Consider the following 14,748-nt stretch of genomic DNA (forward strand, 5'->3'; position numbering starts at 1 on the left):
AGCCGCCTGTGGACAGGGTTCTGGCTCAATGCGTGAGCGCAGAGTCGACGTACAACCACGCGTCCACGACCTCGCCTGAGGACAGCTCAACGGGCGCCAGGACGCGCTGGTAGCCGTCACCCTCGAAGGCGTCGAGGCGTGCCCACTCGGAGTCGAGAGCGGTCGAGCTGAGCACGAACCCCCGCCACCTCGTCGGCGAGCCCGTGCTGGTTGGGTCGCCCCGGCGCCAGCGTGCCGTAGACGAACAGCCGTTGCATCAGAGCGAGGCGAGCCAGTCGTCGATCGGGACGTCGCCGTCGCCGAAGACGAGGGTCTTGCGGTGCGCCCGCGGGTCGTCCAGGACGGCGAGCGCGACCTGGGCGACGAGCTCGCGGGAGGTCGTGTCGCCCTCGCCGGAGCGGGCGTGCGGGTTGACCGCACCTCGGCCCGGCTCGAGGGTCAGGCTCCCGGGTCCGAGGACGGTCCAGTCGAGGCCGGACGCGCGGAGGTGCTCGTCGGCTGCGATCTTGGCGTCCTGGTAGGTCCGGAACGGGTTGTCCTCCGGGACGAGGGAGTCGCGGTCGGCGCCGGAGAAGGACACCATCACGTAGCGCCCGACGCCCGCGGTCTGCGCCGCGTCCATCGACCGGATCGCGGCGTCGCGGTCGACCGCGAAGGTGCGCTCGGGGTCGCCGCCACCGGCGCCCGCCGACCAGACCACGGCGTCCTGCCCGGACAGCAGGTCTGCCAGGGCATTGGTGTCGGCGTCCTCCACCGAGGAGACCAGGGCGGTCGCGCCGGTCGCCTCGACGTCGGCCGCGTGGTCGGGGTTGCGGATCACCGAGGTGACCTCGTGCCCCGCTTCCACGAGCAACGGGGCCAGGATGAGCGCGATCTTGCCGTGTCCGCCGATGATGGTGACTCGCATGGCGTCGACGCTACACACGGCTAGGTTGGCGCGGGTGCAGACCTCGACCCACGACGTGACCATCGGCGCGGGGGAGGTCCGCAAGCAGTTCGTCGCCGGCCACGAGGCACGGGCGGAGCGGGAGTGGGCGTGCCTGACGCTCCTCGCCGAGCACGCGCCGGGCCTCGCGCCGCGGCCCCTGCGCCGTGAGGACGGCCAACGACCGGTGGTCGTGATGTCGCGGGTCCCGGGGGCGCCAGTGGCACCGCGACCGTTGACGACCGTTGAGACCGCTGCGCTGGGAGTGGCGCTGCGCCGGATGTACGACGTACCGGTCGAGGCGGTGACCGCCGCGGGGATCGGGCCGCGGAGATACGGCGCGGACGCCCTGGCGGGGGTGCTCGTCGAGTGGCTCGCCGAGGACCACGACCTCGAGCAGTGCCGCGACCCGGCGCTGATGGCGGACGCGCTGGCCCTCGCGCGGGCGTACGTCGCCGCTCCGCCGCTGCCCGAGCCGCGGCTCACGGCCCTCGGGATCGCCGACCTCAACCCGGCCAACGTGCTCCTGCACGACGGGGAGGTGCGGCTCGTGGACTTCGAGGACGGAGGCCTCAGCGACCCGGCGTACGAGCTCGCGGACCACGTCGAGCACCTCGGCAGCCGCCTGCCCGGCGTGTACGACGTCGACGCGCTGGCGGCGGCCGTCGGGCTGGACGCCGGGGACCGCGCCCGGACGGCGGAGTACCGGCCCCTGTGGGCGGCGTTCTGGCTGGCGATGCTCCTGCCGGGCAACGGGGGCTGGCGACGCAACCCGCGCGGCACCACCGAGGCGCAGGCCGTGCATTTCATGGCTCTCGCGGGCCACCACTAGACTTGTCGGTCGGCGCCGGGCCCGTGGCCCGCCCACGGACTCCTTGACAACTCGACGAAGGCGGACATCACCAACATGGCAACCACCAACGACCTCAAGAACGGCATGGTCCTCAAGATCGAGGGTCAGCTCTGGGCCGTCGTCGAGTTCCAGCACGTGAAGCCCGGGAAGGGCCCGGCCTTCGTGCGCACGAAGCTCCGCAACGTCGAGTCGGGCAAGAACGTCGACAAGACCTTCAACGCGGGCACCAAGGTCGAGACGGCCAACGTCGACAAGCGGACCATGCAGTACCTCTACAACGACGGCTCGTCCTACGTCTTCATGGACACCAGCACCTACGAGCAGCTCGAGGTCACCCCGGAGGTCGTGGGCGACGCGAAGAACTTCATGCTGGAGAACCAGGAGGCCATCGTCGCCACCAACGAGGGCCGCGTGCTGTTCATCGAGCTGCCGGCGTCCGTCGAGCTGCTCATCGCCGAGACCGAGCCGGGCCTGCAGGGCGACCGCTCGACCGGCGGCACGAAGCCGGCCACGCTCGAGACCGGCCACACCATCGCGGTGCCGCTCTTCATCACCACCGGCGAGAAGGTCAAGGTCGACACCCGCGACTCGTCGTACCTCGGCCGCGTCAAGGCCTGACACCACGTGGCTGCCCGTTCGAAGGCGCGCAAGCGTGCGCTGGACATCCTGTTCGCCTCCGAGCTCCGCTCGGAGGACCCCGTGGTCGCGCTCGAGCGCGCCATCGAGGCCGGCGAGGGCCCGACCAACGACTACACCACGACGCTGGTGCGGGGCGTGGTCGAGCACCGTGAGCGCATCGACGAGGTGCTGACGACCTACAGCAAGGGCTGGACGCTCGGCCGGATGCCCGCGGTCGACCGCAACGTGCTCCGCATCGGCGTGTACGAGCTGCTGTGGGGCGAGGACGACGTGCCCGACAGCGTGGCCGTCAGCGAGGCGCTGCACCTGGTGCAGGACCTGTCCACCGACGACTCGCCGGCCTTCGTCAACGGGCTGCTCGGCTCGATCCAGCGCGACCGCGCCAGCCTGGTCTGAGGGACGCCCGGGACCGTTGCGGCGGGTGGTGCAGACCGCCCTCACCCGCAGGGGTCAGCAGAGTCGCGGCGCCGGTGCGCGAGGTCCTAGGTTGGCGCCATGAACGCCACCACGCACAGCGCCGAGCAGGCCCACAACAGCGACTGGATGGACCACGCGATCCGCGCCGGTCTCGTGGCCTACGGTGTCGTCCACCTGCTCGTCGGGTGGCTCGCCCTGCAGCTCGCCTTCGGTGAGAAGGAGGACAGCGCCTCCAACTCCGGCGCGCTCCACTACCTCGCCCAGCAGCCCCTCGGCGGTTTCCTGGTGTGGATGATCGCGATCGGCATGTTCTTCCTCGTCGTGTGGCGGCTGCTGGAGTTCGGCTTCGGCTTCCGCGACGAGTCCGACGACAAGAAGCGCTGGCGCAAGAGGGCGACGTCGCTGTTCAAGGCGGTCATCTACGGGGCGATCGGGTGGAGCGCGGTGCGGGTCGCGACCGGCTCCGGCGGCGGCGGGGGCGGCACCGACTCCACCACCGCCAAGCTCATGGACCTCCCCGGCGGTCAGCTGATCGTCGGTGCCGTCGGACTCGCGATCATCGGCTACGGCGTCTCGCTCGTCGTGCGCGGCTGGACCGAGAAGTTCCGCGAGCACCTCGACGCCCAGGGCCAGTCCGGCCAGGACGGCTCGGCCTACGTCCTGATGGGCAAGATCGGCTACATCGCCAAGGGCGTCGCGATCGCGATCGTGGGTGGGCTGTTCTGCTACGCCGCGATCACCCACGACCCGAAGAAGTCGGGCGGTCTCGACCAGGCGCTGCAGACGGTGCTGGAGCAGCCGTTCGGACAGGCGCTGCTGACGGCGATCGCGATCGGCATCGCCGCCTACGGCGTGTTCTGCTTCGCGCGGGCCAAGCACCTGTCGCGCTAGCGGCGCACGGCGGTCCGGCTCCCGGTGCTCGCGGGAGCCCCGGCCGCGACCGCCAGGGCGGAGGCGACCATGTGGTCGCGCACCTGCTCCGCGGTGACGCGGCTGATCCGTGGCACGCCCGGCTCGTCCTCGGAGACCCGCATCGCGACCCGACCGAGCTGCAGGGTGCCGAGCCCGCTGGCGTAGAGCATGTTGGCGAGCAGGCCCGGGTCGTCGACGTGGAAGTCGCCGCTGTCCACGCCCGCGGTGATCGTGCGGGTCAGCACCGACAGGCACCCGCTGATGGCCTGCCCGAGGCGGTACATCGCGCTTTCGCTGACCTCCTCGAGCAGGTCGCCGCCGGGGCGTCGCATGATCGCCTGCGCGCAGTCGACGAACGCGGGATGGGCCAGGCCGTAGTCCACGAACGCCTCCACCAGGCGTACGAGCTGGTCGCGGGGCTCGTCGGTGACGGCGGCCGCCTGCTCCAGCGCCACCCGCAGCTCGTCGAGGTACTGCACCAGCGTGAGGCTGAACAGCTCCTCCTTGCCGGTGAAGTGGCGGTAGATGATCGCGCGGTTGATGCCGACGGCCCGGGCGATGTCCTCGATCTGGGCGTCCCGGACGCCGCGCTCGTCGAAGAGCCGGCGCGTCGCGGAGATGATCTCGGCCTCGCGCCGCCGCCGCCGGGTCGCCGCGGTGCCACCCCGTGCGGGCGCGTTCGCGGACGTCGGCTCGGTGCTCATGGCGGTCAGTCTAGGTAGGTCGTCGTCCGGGCCCCGTTGTGGTTCGATGCCGGGGTGTTGGTCGCTGCCGTCCGTCGTGCCGTTGCCGTGCCGGGCGCGGCGCTCGTCGCCGCGGTCATCGGGGCGGTCCTCGGTGCTCTGCTCGCGCCCGTCGGTGCCTCGGCCGTCACGGCCGAGGGACGCTTCGCCGGCACGGCGCGGCTGCCCGGTTGCTCGGGGGCGGTCGTGCGGTGGCCCGCCGCGCTCGACACCGACCGCGCCGTCGTCCTCACCAACGGCCACTGCGTGCGCCAGCCGTTCCTCGGCGCCCGCGAGGTGGTGGTCGGCGAGAAGCGCTGGACGCGGGTCGAGCTCCTCGACGGCCGGGGGCGTGTCGCGCTCGTGGCGCGGGCGGTGCGGCTGCAGTACGCCTCGATGTACCGCACCGACGTCGCCCTGCTGCGGCTGCGTGAGACGTACGCCGACCTGGCTGGCCGCGGTGTGACGCCGCTGTCCCTGGCGGCCGAGGGACCGTCGCGCGGCGACCGGATCCGGATCCCGTCGGGCTACTGGACCGAGCAGCGTGCCTGCACGACCAGCGGGACGGCGTACCGCCTGCACGAGCGCGAGTGGGACTGGTGGCGCTCGATCCGGCTGCCGGCCCGCGACGGCTGCGCGATCCGCGGCGGCTACTCCGGCTCGCCGATCGTGTCGCGGAAGACGGGGCTGGTGGTCGGGGTTGCCAACACCGGCTACGTGGGCGGCCGCCGCTGCATCGACTCCGCCTGCGAGGAGAACCGCAGCGGCCGGGTCGTCATGCGCAGGCACATGAACTACGGCCAGCAGACGTCCTGGCTGCTCGGCTGCCTCGACGCCGGCCGGACGTTCGACCTCGACGTGACCGGCTGCCGGTTGCCGACGCCGCGCGGCTGAGCGGACTCGGGCCGCTCAGGCGGTGAGGTGCGAGCGCACCGTCTCGATCGTGTCGGCCTCGTGCGGGCCCTTGTCGTCGCGGTAGCGCAGCACCCGGGCGAAGCGGAGCGCGACGCCACCGGGGTAGCGGGTGGAGCGCTGGAGCCCGTCGAAGGCGATCTCCACGACCTGGAGCGGCCGCAGCTCCACGACGTAGCTGTCGCGGAGGGTCGCGGGGGAGACGGCGAGCTCGGTGAACCGCTCGGTCTGCCACGCGAGCATCTCGTCGGTCATGCCCTTGAACGTCTTGCCGAGCATGACGAAGCCGGTCTCGGACGACTCGTCGCGCGCGCCGAGGTGGATGTTGGACAGCCATCCCTCACGCCGCCCCGACCCCCACTCAACCGCGAGGACGACCAGGTCGAGGGTGTGCCGGGGCTTGACCTTGACCCATGCCGAGCCGCGACGGCCGGCGGCGTAGGGCGCCGACAGGTCCTTGAGCACGACGCCTTCGTGGCCGGCGGCGACGGTCTCGGTGGCGAACGCGTCGGCGGCCTGCGGGTCGGCAGTCACGAGGCGGCGCACGCGGTGCTGCTCCGGGACGAGCGCGTCGAGCGCCTCGAGGCGCTCGTGGCCGGGGGAGTCGAGCAGGTCGCGCCCGTCGACGTGCAGCAGGTCGAAGAAGTGAGGCGTGACGGCGACGCCGGAGTCCTGGGCAGTGCGGCTGGCGGTGTCCTGGAAGGCCATCGGGCGCCCGTCGTCGGAGAGGGCGAGCGCCTCGCCGTCGAGGACGAAGCGCTCGGCGGGGAGGGAGCGGGCGACCTCGACCACCTCGGGGAGCCGTCCGGTGATGTCGTCGAGGCTGCGGGTGACGACGAGCACCTCGTCGCCGTCACGGTGCACCTGGATGCGGATGCCGTCGAGCTTGGCGTCGATGGCGACCAGGGTGTCGCCGTCGGGGGAGAGGCCCGCCATCGCGGCGGCGACGTCGGGTGCGCTGGAGGCGAGCATCGGCATGACCGGTCGGCCCACCTCGAGCCCGATCCCGTCCAGCGCCTCCTCGCCCGCGAACGCCGCCCCGGCGGCCGCCACCGTCGAGCCGGCCAGCATCGCGGCACGCCGCACGGCAGCGAGGGGCACGTCGGCCACCTGGGCCACCGCCTCCTGCGTGACCGCGTCGAGCGCACCCTGCCGGACGTTGCCGGTGACGATCGCACGCAGCCACGCCTGCTCGGCAGCGGTCGCGCGGCCGAACAGCCGGGCCACCGCCTCCTTGCGCGCGACCTGCGACCCGGAGCCGGACAGGCGCGACATCGCCTCGAAGGCGTCGTGGACCTCGAGCACCGTCAGCGAGGGCTCGTCGGCCGGGGCGGGAAGGTCGCTGACGCCGCGCCAGCCCAGGCCCGTGCGCCGCTGGCGCAGCGCGCCGCCGAGGTAGGAGACGACCACCTCGAGCTCCTCCGGCTCGACGCGACCGAGCAGCTCCGCGAGCGCGGCCACCTTGGCCTTGCGGGAGCGGGTGGTGGCCACGGCGGCGGAGGTGGCGACGAGCTCGGCGAGCAGCATGGACCCATCCTGCCGCCCGCCACCGACAGCGGTGCCACCCGAACGGGCAGGATGGTGGCCATGAGCACCACCCCCTCCGCTGCCTCGCTCTACGTGCCGCGGTTCAACGTGATGGACCCCGACGAGGTCCGCCCGTTCGTCGACGCGGTCGCCACGGCGCAGCTCGTCACCGTCGGCGAGGACGGCGTGCCGGACGCGACGTTCCTGCCGGTGCTGTGGGAGGGCGACCGCCTGGTGGGTCACCTCGCGCGCGCCAACGGGCACTGGCGGCGGATCGTCGACGGCTCCCCGGCACTGGCGATCGTGACCGGCCCCGACGCGTACGTCTCGCCGTCCTGGTACGCCTCGAAGGCCGAGCACCGCAAGGTCGTCCCGACGTGGAACTACTCGGTCGTCCACCTCCGCGGCCCGGTCGCGGTGCACGACGACGGCTCGTGGGTGCGCGAGCTTGTCACGCGGCTGACCGACCGCCACGAGCAGCCGCGCCCCGAGCCGTGGGCGGTCACCGACGCTCCGGCCGACTACGTCGAGAAGAACCTCCGCCCCATCGTGGGCGTCGAGCTCCTCCTCTCCTCGGTGGAGGCCAAGGCCAAGCTGAGCCAGAACCGGTCCGACGAGGACCGCGCCGGTGTCGTCCGCGGCCTGGCCGCGGACGGACGCGAGCCGGACGGGCTCGTCGCGCCGTGACCCGCGTCCGCGAACGCTTCACCGGCCGCATCGCCGGTGTCGGCAGCGCCAGCGGCGTACGCATCGTCGTCGGCCGCTGGGACGAATCGCCCTGGGGCTCGTTCGCCGACGTCATGGTCGAGGACGCCAGTGGCCACCGGGTGCTGCTGGCGCCGTCGGAGCGGGTGCGCGACTTCGTGGCGGCCACCTACTCCTTCGACGAGCACGTCATCGAGCCGGTCACGGTCGAGGACTCCGCCGACGGCTGGCTGGTGTCGACACCGTCGCTCTCGCTGCGGCTGGTGACCGGTGGTCGTACGCCGCTGGGAGCCCTGCTCACCGCGGTGCCGAGCGGCCTCGCGACGTCGCCCGCCTGGTGCTTCGTCGTCGACCCCGTCGCTCGTGTCGTGCTGCGCGGCGTGCGCACCCGCGGGACGGCCGGCAACGACCGACGGGAGTGGTACGGCGCGACGTCGGTCGTGGCGGTCACGGCGATCTCCGGTCGCTGGCGCGGTGCGGACCTGGGGGCGCTCACGCCCGTGGACCCGCCGTGCCGGTTCGGCTTCTCCAGCACGCCCAAGCGTCCGTCGGTGACCAGCGTCGTGACCACGATCGAGCGGCCTGCCTAGACCGCCTCGCCACAGCAGGCCAACGCGCGGCCACGAGAAGGACACGGCATACCCAAATGAGGGTAGGTGCGGATTTGACAGATCTACGTTGCGCAGATAGGGCGTCGGGAGGCGACGCCCACCAGCACTGGGAGCGTCATGCGCACACTGGACAAGCGGGTCGTGGGGACCCTGCTCGCCGCCACCGTGGGACTCACGTCGGCCACGGTCTTCTCGAACCCGGCCGGGGCGGCACCGCCCATCAGGATCCACGGCGTCGTGACCGCTGCGGGGGGCACCGGGCTGTCCGGGATCCATGTCACGGCGCTGGGCGAGAGGACCGTGGACGGCGTCGCCCAGTGGGTCGAGATCGACACGGCGACGACCGGGGCGGACGGCAGCTACAACGTCGGCAAGCTGCCCGACGGCAGCTACAAGGTGCGCTACGACGACCCCTCGGGCAGCTACTCCACCGAGTTCTACAACGACGCGTTCCGTCCCGCGGACGCCACCGTCGTCGAGCTGCGCAGCGGGAAGTTCGACATGGCGCCGGTCGTCCTGGGAGGCGCGGCCCACCTGTCCGGCCTGGTCACCGGCAGCACGGGAGCCGGCATCGTGGGAGCGGAGGTCACGGCGTACGTCGAGGAGGGCGGCGCCTGGAACCCGCTCACCACCATCGAGACCGTCGAGAACGGGCGCTGGGACCTCGGTCTTCTTCCGGGCGGGGCGTACAAGCTCGGCTTCCACGACCCCGCCACCGGAGTCGGGGAGTACTGGAACGACAACGCGTCGCTGGCTGACGCCGACACCCTGACCGTCCAGAACGCCGGATCGACCAGCGGCTTGGACGCCACGCTCGCCACGCCCCTGCCGACCCCGGACCCGACCCCGGTGCCCAGCCCGGAGCCGACCACGGAGCCCAGCACGGAGCCCAGCCCGACGCCCACGGCCGACCCGACCTCGAGCACCACGGCTCCTGCCACCCCGGCAGCGCCTGCTCCGGTCGCGACGACGCCGGCGACGACGACGACCGCGAAGGTCGTGATGGTGAAGCGACCGCGGATCAGGGGTCTCGCCAAGGTCACCCAGGTCGTCCGGGTGACCCGCGGCACCTGGAACCCGACCACGGTGTCGCGCAAGATCCAGTGGCTCGCCAACGGCAAGCGCATCAAGGGGGCCACGAAGGCCCGCCTCCGGGTCACCGCGAAGCTCGCCGGCAAGCGGCTCTCGGTGCGGGTCGTGGCCTCTGCGCCGCAGCGCACCCCGCTCGTCGTGACGACGCGCACGACGAGGAGCGTCCGCCGCTGACGCACGTCACCCGGGGCCTCGGGCTGCTCTCAGAGCAGCCCGAGGCCCTGCGCGTGGCGGCGTACGGCCTCGGTGTCCGCGGCCAGCACGAACGGCACGTCCGGCCCCCAGACGTCGGAGACCTTCTCCACGCGTCCGTCGCCCGGGTCCAGCCGCACCTCGCGGATGTAGACCGCCAGGATCCGCCCCGGGTGCTCGCGCACGATGTCGGCGTAGATCTCGGGGTCGTGCTCGCCGGAGTCGCCGAGGAGGACGAAGGAGAGGTCCGGGTGGATGTCGAGGACCTCCCGGATGCGGTCGTGCTTCTGCTCGCGGCCCCGCCAGGTGCCGAGCAGGTCGCGCAGCAGGACGGGACCGAGCGGGAAGCCTCGATGACGGAGGAAGCCGATCAGGAACGAGTGCAGGTTCCACGGGCTCGACGAGACGTAGAAGACCGGGTTCACGTCGGCGGCGAGGTCGCGGTAGAGCTCGACCGCCCCGGGGAACGCTGTGCGGGTGAGCGAGGAGCCGGTGAAGGTCTGGACGATCATCCGCACCACCCGCTGGACGCCGGTTTGGAGGATCGTGTCGTCGACGTCTGAGACGATCCCGAATCGGGCATCGGCGGACGGGACGCGTACGTCGACCGCCGCAGCACGCTCGCCGCGCACGCCGCGGTAGTCGCCGCGGAGCTCGACCGTTCCCGGTGTCCACGGGCTCTCGAGGGCGTCCGTCGGTGCGATCCTGACCAGGAAGTAGCCGTCGCCGTCGGTGGCTGTGTCGACGCTCGCACCGCCGACCGTGATCCTGAGGGGGACGCCGGGGAGCTCATCGGTCAGGAAGTGCCGCACGGTTCGGCGCACAGCAGCCCTGATCCCCTCGCCGTCCACTGCCTCGGTGGCCATGGGGTTGTCCAGGACGCGTCCTCGTACGACGACGCCCGCTGGCCCGCCGTGGCCGACGTAGGGCTCGATCCGGAAGTGCTCGGGTGTCCCCGCTCCACGGCGCCGGAGCCGGACGCCGTCCCACGCACGCTCCAGGGCGACGACCAGGCGATGGAGGTTCAGGAGCCGGGCGCCGTCCCACGCGCGCTCCAGGGCGACGACCAGGCGATGGAGGTTCACGCAGCCACCGTATGTGGACCGGAGGTGTCCGCCCCGCGCTCCCACGCCTCACGCGCGCAGGAATCTCAGCACCGCAAGGACCCTCCTGTGCGACCGCTCGTCGGGGCCGAGGTCGAGCTTGGTGAAGATGCTCCGCACGTGGCCCTCGACGGTCTTGGGGCTCAGGTGCAGCTCGGAGCACAGCGCTGCGTTGGTGAGGCCCCGGGCCATCAGCGCGAGCACGTCGCGCTCACGTGCGGTGAGGCGGTCGAGCGGGTCGTCGTGGCGACGTCGCGCCACCAGCCGGGTCACCAGCTCGGAGTCGAGGACCACGTCGCCACCCGCGACCCGGCGTACGTCGCCGGCGAATGCCGCGAGGTCGAAGACCCGGTCCTTGAGCAGGTAGCCCACGCCTCCGTCGAAGTCGGTCATCAGGCGCATCGCGTGGTGGACCTCCACGTGCTGCGAGAGCAGCACCAGCCCGACGGACGGGGCGAACGCGCGGATCTCCGTGGCGGCGTCGATGCCCTCGCTCGCGAACCCGGGCGGCATCCGCAGGTCCACCACGACCACGTCCGGCGGCTGCTGCCGGACCAGGTCACGAGCGACGGCGCGTCACCCGCCTGTCCGACGACCTCGAAGCCCGAGTCGGTGAGGATCCTCGCCAACCCCTCGCGCAGGAGCACGGAGTCGTCGGCGAGGATCACTCGCACGGCAGCACCGCCCTGACCGTGGTTCCTCCGCCCGGCGGGCTGACCACCTCCAGGCGAGCGTCCAGCGCCGAGAGCCGGTCGGCGAGGCCCTGCAGGCCCCGGTCGGGGGCGAGCCTCGCACCACCGGTGCCGTCGTCGCGCACCTCGACGGTGAGGCGATCCCGGTCGAGCGACACGCCGACGTCGACGACGTGGGCACCCGCGTGACGCGCGGCGTTGGTGAGCGCCTCGCTGACGAGGAAGTACGTCGTCGCCTCGACCTCCGCCGGCGGCCTCCGGTCGAGGGTCAGGTGCAACCGGACGGGCAGGGACGAGCGGTCGGCGAGGTTGGCCAGCGCGGCCTCGAGGCCGTCCTGGGTGAGCACCGCCGGGTGCACCCCGCGCGCCATCTCGCGCAGCTCCGCGGTCGCCTCGAGCAGCTGGGTGCGGGCGTGCTCCGCGCGGAGCACCAGGTCAGGGTCGCCCGACGCCGCAGCGCGCTCGACGAGCGCCCCGAGCTCCATTCCCAGGGACACCAGCCGCTGCTGCGCGCCGTCGTGGAGGTCTCGCTCGATCCGGCGTCGTGCGGAGTCCTCGGCCGCGACGATCCGTCGGGCGGCTGCCTGCAGCTCGGCCGCCTGCCGGGCCACCTCCTCGAGGCGGGCACGGTGGTCGATGACCAGACCGGTCTGGGCCACCAGGTCTTCGAGGAGCTGGTCCTTGGCCGGGGACATCGCCTCGCCGGGCGCCATCGTCAGCGCCAGCGCTCCCTGCACGACGCCGTCGCGCGACACCGGCCGCACCAGCTCCCGCCGGCCGCCCAGCTCGGCGAGCGAGCTGGCGCCCGCGGGGGCTGGGGTCGGCCACGCGGCGACGGCCGTCATGTGCTCCGCGCCGCCGAGCCAGACCACCACCTCGCACGCGCCGACGCCCCCGGCGATCGTCGCCGCCAGTCCCTCCAGCAGTCCCTCGTCGTTGCGGGACAGCTGGGCGGACAGGCGCGACAGCGTCTCGTACGGCGTCGCGCGCCGGCCGTAGACGAGCCGATCGGCCAAGCCTTGGGCACGTCGTCTCACCGGCTCGAAGACCACCGCCACGGCGGCTGTCGCGGCGAGGGCCAGCACTCGGTCCGACACGGGGATCAGGGCGCCCACCCCGACGACCAGCGCGACGTAGCCGCCGGAGACCAGCAGGACCATCGCACCACCGACCAGCGCCTTGTTGATGATCGGGTCGATGTCGAAGAGGCGGTACCGCACGATCGCCACGCCCGCCGCCAGAGGCACGAGCGGGAGGCTGAGCAGCCCGAGGAGCGGCGTGTCCCAGACAAGCTGCCCGGTGAGCATGAGCAGCGCGGAGACGGCCACGGCGAACACGAACCACCGCAGCTGGCGTACCTCGACCCTGTCGGCCCGGCGCAGCCGGGTGACGACCGCCGCAGCCCACAGGACCTGGAAGCCGAGGTAGGAGCTGAGCATCACCGGCCAGACGACCGCCCGGGCGACGTCATCGCCGCCGAGGTCGAAGGGGAACACGAGGCGGCTGTGGCTCCAGTCGTCCTCGATCGGCCACAGTGCCGACGCAAGCGCGATCAGGGACGCGACCCCGACCATCGTGCGCGACGCGGCGCGCCACCGCCACGACAGGTGCTCGCCCGTCGGGAAGACCATGATGCCGACGCCGGCGGCCGCCATGACCAGCGGCACGAGCCAGATCGACACCCAGGCGAGCCACGCTCCTCCCGGGAGGGCCGGGCTGTGCAGCCCGGCCTGGCGGCCGAAGTACATGGCGGCGTCCGCGACCCCGAGCAGGACGAAGAGGAGACCCATGCGTTGCCCGGGCCGCGCCCAGAGCACGTAGAGCCCGACGCCGGCGAAGGTGAGGGCGAGGAGCGCGTTGTGGCGGTTGCCGACGTGGAAGTCGAGGGTCGCGCCGTAGGCGACGAGGCCGAGGACGAGCAGGCCCAGGCTGCCGACGACGACCTCGCCCGCGAGCGAGCGCGGGTCGTCGTACCCCACCTGGTCGGCAGCGAGGGCCGGGCTCATCCATCGATGTTGGCACGGCTCGCGCGTCGGCGTACCAGGGTTGACCCTCGAAACGCTCCCGGGTGCGCCCGGATGTGCGGCACCGCGACACGGTGGACCGTGAAGGCATGACCACCGCGAGCCGCACCCGCCCCACTGCCACCACCACGCCGCGCGTCGCCCGCACCGGCTTCCTGTTCCTGGTCGTCGGTGGCGTCGCGTTCTTCGCCGGCGGCCCCCTGCACCCGCAGGGCAGCGACGAGGGGGACAAGACAGAGCAGCTGCACTCGATGCTCGTCGACTCGGCCTGGTACCCGGCCCACCTCGTGGCCCTGCTGGGCTTCGCGTGCGTCGCCGCCGGTCTCCTCGCGCTCCGGCGGGACCCGGCCGTGCACGACCGCCTCGGCAGGACCCTGTCGATCGGTGCCGTCGTCGCGGTCGTCGCGACGCTCGGGGCCGTGGTCCACCTGTTCGCCGCCACCCAGGCCGCCGACGTCGAGCACGGCCACACGACGCCGCTCGTCGCCGCGTTCATGGGTGTGGAGACGATCGTGAACCCCGCCTGGGGACTGATGATCGCGGCGCTGGCGGTCGTCGGCGGCCGTACCCGAGCCCTCGGCAACAAGATCGTCATGCCGTTCGGGGTGCTCGGCGGCCTCGCGTTCGCGCTGGCCACCGCCACCATCGCCTTCGTCGACACCTTCGACCCACTGTTCCCAGTCGCCGGGCTCGCCGGTGTCTGGTTGGTCGCGGCCGGGCTCGTCGGCCTCGTCCGTCGCGCACCGGAAGGAGCCATGTCATGAGCACCGACAGAACTGCACGAGGAGGAGACGACTGGGCGCAGGACGGTTCTTCGCCGACTTCGCGGGCTCGGTGCCGCCCGACCGACTTGTCGAGGAGTCGATCGAGGCGTTCCGGTCGGTCACGAGTCGGCACGGGGTGCGGGTGGCGGGTGTGTGAGTGATGAGGTTCGAGGTGATCACGCAGGCGTCCCCGGAGCAGGTGCGGGCCGCCTTCACCGACTTCACCGAGCGTCGTCTGGAGATCTGGCACCGCACGCTCGACCCCAAGAGGTTCGAGGTGCGCGAGCTCGGCGAGGACTGGGCGGTCGCGCGGGAGGCCACGCCCCGGTCCCCGTTCTGGGTGGTCGCCCGCTACGACTGGTCCGATCCGGCCGTCATCCGGACGAGGGTCGAGGAGAGCAGCTACGGCGGCACGGGCGACGGCACCGTGCGGATCGCGCCCACGGCGGACGGGGGGAGTCGGCTGGAGGTCGAGTGGCAGAACCCAGGAGCCCGCTCGTGGCAGAAGCTGCTGCTGACGCTGATGCACCGGGGGCCGATGGGACGTCTCGTCGCCCGGATGTGGGCCTCGTCCCTGGACGACTACGCACGCGCGGACGACCCCTGAGGACGTACGCCACGACCCGGCCGGCCCCGTGAGTTGCCTCACGCGGACCGG

17 protein-coding genes are annotated in these 14,748 nt (G+C 72.6%); 10 read left to right on the top strand and 7 right to left on the bottom strand.

Features of this window, described 5'->3' with window-relative positions; genetic code table 11:
• Positions 1-25 precede the first annotated feature (25 nt).
• Together ACFQW6_RS03245 and ACFQW6_RS03250 are read right to left on the bottom strand one after the other, a co-directional pair.
• Positions 26-175, bottom strand: a complete 150-nt coding sequence (locus tag ACFQW6_RS03245) for a gamma-glutamylcyclotransferase family protein (RefSeq protein WP_378541234.1) — start codon at positions 173-175, stop codon at positions 26-28.
• An 81-nt stretch (positions 176-256) separates the two neighbouring features.
• Entirely contained in the window at positions 257-907 is a 651-nt protein-coding gene (locus tag ACFQW6_RS03250) for an SDR family oxidoreductase (RefSeq protein WP_378541237.1), read from the bottom strand.
• A 34-nt stretch (positions 908-941) separates the two neighbouring features.
• On the opposite strand from ACFQW6_RS03250, the gene ACFQW6_RS03255 reads away from it, so the two are divergent.
• The 4 genes from ACFQW6_RS03255 to ACFQW6_RS03270 all read left to right on the top strand — a co-directional run bounded on the left by ACFQW6_RS03255 (position 942) and on the right by ACFQW6_RS03270 (position 3,725).
• Complete coding sequence (locus ACFQW6_RS03255; RefSeq protein WP_378541240.1) at positions 942-1,757, top strand: aminoglycoside phosphotransferase family protein; 816 nt, start codon at positions 942-944, stop codon at positions 1,755-1,757.
• Between the two features lie 75 nt (positions 1,758-1,832).
• Entirely contained in the window at positions 1,833-2,396 is a 564-nt protein-coding gene (gene efp / locus ACFQW6_RS03260; RefSeq protein WP_191197287.1) for an elongation factor P, read from the top strand.
• A gap of 6 nt (positions 2,397-2,402) precedes the next feature.
• Complete coding sequence (gene nusB / locus ACFQW6_RS03265) at positions 2,403-2,813, top strand: transcription antitermination factor NusB (protein WP_378541242.1); 411 nt, start codon at positions 2,403-2,405, stop codon at positions 2,811-2,813.
• A gap of 99 nt (positions 2,814-2,912) precedes the next feature.
• Positions 2,913-3,725 carry a DUF1206 domain-containing protein gene (locus ACFQW6_RS03270; protein ID WP_378541244.1) on the top strand — a complete coding sequence of 271 codons (813 nt, stop codon included), beginning with the start codon at positions 2,913-2,915 and terminating at the stop codon, positions 3,723-3,725.
• Here ACFQW6_RS03270 and ACFQW6_RS03275 read toward each other — a convergent pair.
• Positions 3,722-4,450, bottom strand: coding sequence for a TetR/AcrR family transcriptional regulator (locus ACFQW6_RS03275; RefSeq protein ID WP_378541246.1), 729 nt, complete (start codon positions 4,448-4,450; stop codon positions 3,722-3,724). The genes ACFQW6_RS03270 and ACFQW6_RS03275 overlap by 4 nt on opposite strands.
• 54 nt (positions 4,451-4,504) lie before the next feature.
• Here ACFQW6_RS03275 and ACFQW6_RS03280 point away from each other — a divergent pair, with 54 nt between their 5' ends.
• Positions 4,505-5,362: a serine protease gene (locus tag ACFQW6_RS03280; protein ID WP_378541248.1), complete on the top strand. Its 858-nt coding sequence runs from the start codon at positions 4,505-4,507 to the stop codon at positions 5,360-5,362.
• 15 nt (positions 5,363-5,377) lie between these two features.
• Here the strand turns inward: ACFQW6_RS03280 and ACFQW6_RS03285 are convergent, their stop codons facing one another.
• On the bottom strand, positions 5,378-6,907 hold the full coding sequence (locus tag ACFQW6_RS03285) for an ATP-dependent DNA ligase (RefSeq protein WP_378541250.1): 1,530 nt from the start codon (positions 6,905-6,907) through the stop codon (positions 5,378-5,380).
• 60 nt (positions 6,908-6,967) lie between these two features.
• On the opposite strand from ACFQW6_RS03285, the gene ACFQW6_RS03290 reads away from it, so the two are divergent.
• The 3 genes from ACFQW6_RS03290 to ACFQW6_RS03300 all read left to right on the top strand — a co-directional run bounded on the left by ACFQW6_RS03290 (position 6,968) and on the right by ACFQW6_RS03300 (position 9,489).
• Positions 6,968-7,594 carry an FMN-binding negative transcriptional regulator gene (locus tag ACFQW6_RS03290; RefSeq protein ID WP_378541252.1) on the top strand — a complete coding sequence of 209 codons (627 nt, stop codon included), beginning with the start codon at positions 6,968-6,970 and terminating at the stop codon, positions 7,592-7,594.
• Positions 7,591-8,202 carry a hypothetical protein gene (locus ACFQW6_RS03295; RefSeq protein ID WP_378541254.1) on the top strand — a complete coding sequence of 204 codons (612 nt, stop codon included), beginning with the start codon at positions 7,591-7,593 and terminating at the stop codon, positions 8,200-8,202. Before ACFQW6_RS03290 ends, ACFQW6_RS03295 begins: the two co-directional genes overlap by 4 nt.
• Before the next feature lie 138 nt (positions 8,203-8,340).
• On the top strand, positions 8,341-9,489 hold the full coding sequence (locus ACFQW6_RS03300; RefSeq protein ID WP_378541256.1) for a hypothetical protein: 1,149 nt from the start codon (positions 8,341-8,343) through the stop codon (positions 9,487-9,489).
• Between the two features lie 29 nt (positions 9,490-9,518).
• Here the strand turns inward: ACFQW6_RS03300 and ACFQW6_RS03305 are convergent, their stop codons facing one another.
• From ACFQW6_RS03305 to ACFQW6_RS03315, 3 genes are all read right to left on the bottom strand, one after another.
• Positions 9,519-10,592, bottom strand: a complete 1,074-nt coding sequence (locus ACFQW6_RS03305; protein ID WP_378541258.1) for an App1 family protein — start codon at positions 10,590-10,592, stop codon at positions 9,519-9,521.
• Positions 10,593-10,640: 48 nt separating this feature from the next.
• Positions 10,641-11,144, bottom strand: a complete 504-nt coding sequence (locus ACFQW6_RS03310) for a DNA-binding response regulator (RefSeq protein ID WP_378541260.1) — start codon at positions 11,142-11,144, stop codon at positions 10,641-10,643.
• Between the two features lie 130 nt (positions 11,145-11,274).
• Positions 11,275-13,308 (bottom strand): sensor histidine kinase, encoded by a 2,034-nt coding sequence (locus ACFQW6_RS03315; protein WP_378541262.1) that lies wholly within the window; start codon positions 13,306-13,308, stop codon positions 11,275-11,277.
• Positions 13,309-13,415: 107 nt separating this feature from the next.
• Between ACFQW6_RS03315 and ACFQW6_RS03320 the strand changes: the two genes are divergently transcribed.
• A complete protein-coding gene (locus ACFQW6_RS03320) occupies positions 13,416-14,090 on the top strand; it encodes a hypothetical protein (protein WP_378541264.1) in 675 nt (224 codons plus the stop codon).
• 160 nt (positions 14,091-14,250) lie between these two features.
• A complete protein-coding gene (locus ACFQW6_RS03325) occupies positions 14,251-14,697 on the top strand; it encodes a hypothetical protein (protein WP_378541266.1) in 447 nt (148 codons plus the stop codon).
• Positions 14,698-14,748 lie beyond the last annotated feature (51 nt).

This window comes from Nocardioides sp. GCM10028917, assembly GCF_042666175.1.
GTDB lineage: Bacteria > Actinomycetota > Actinomycetes > Propionibacteriales > Nocardioidaceae > Nocardioides.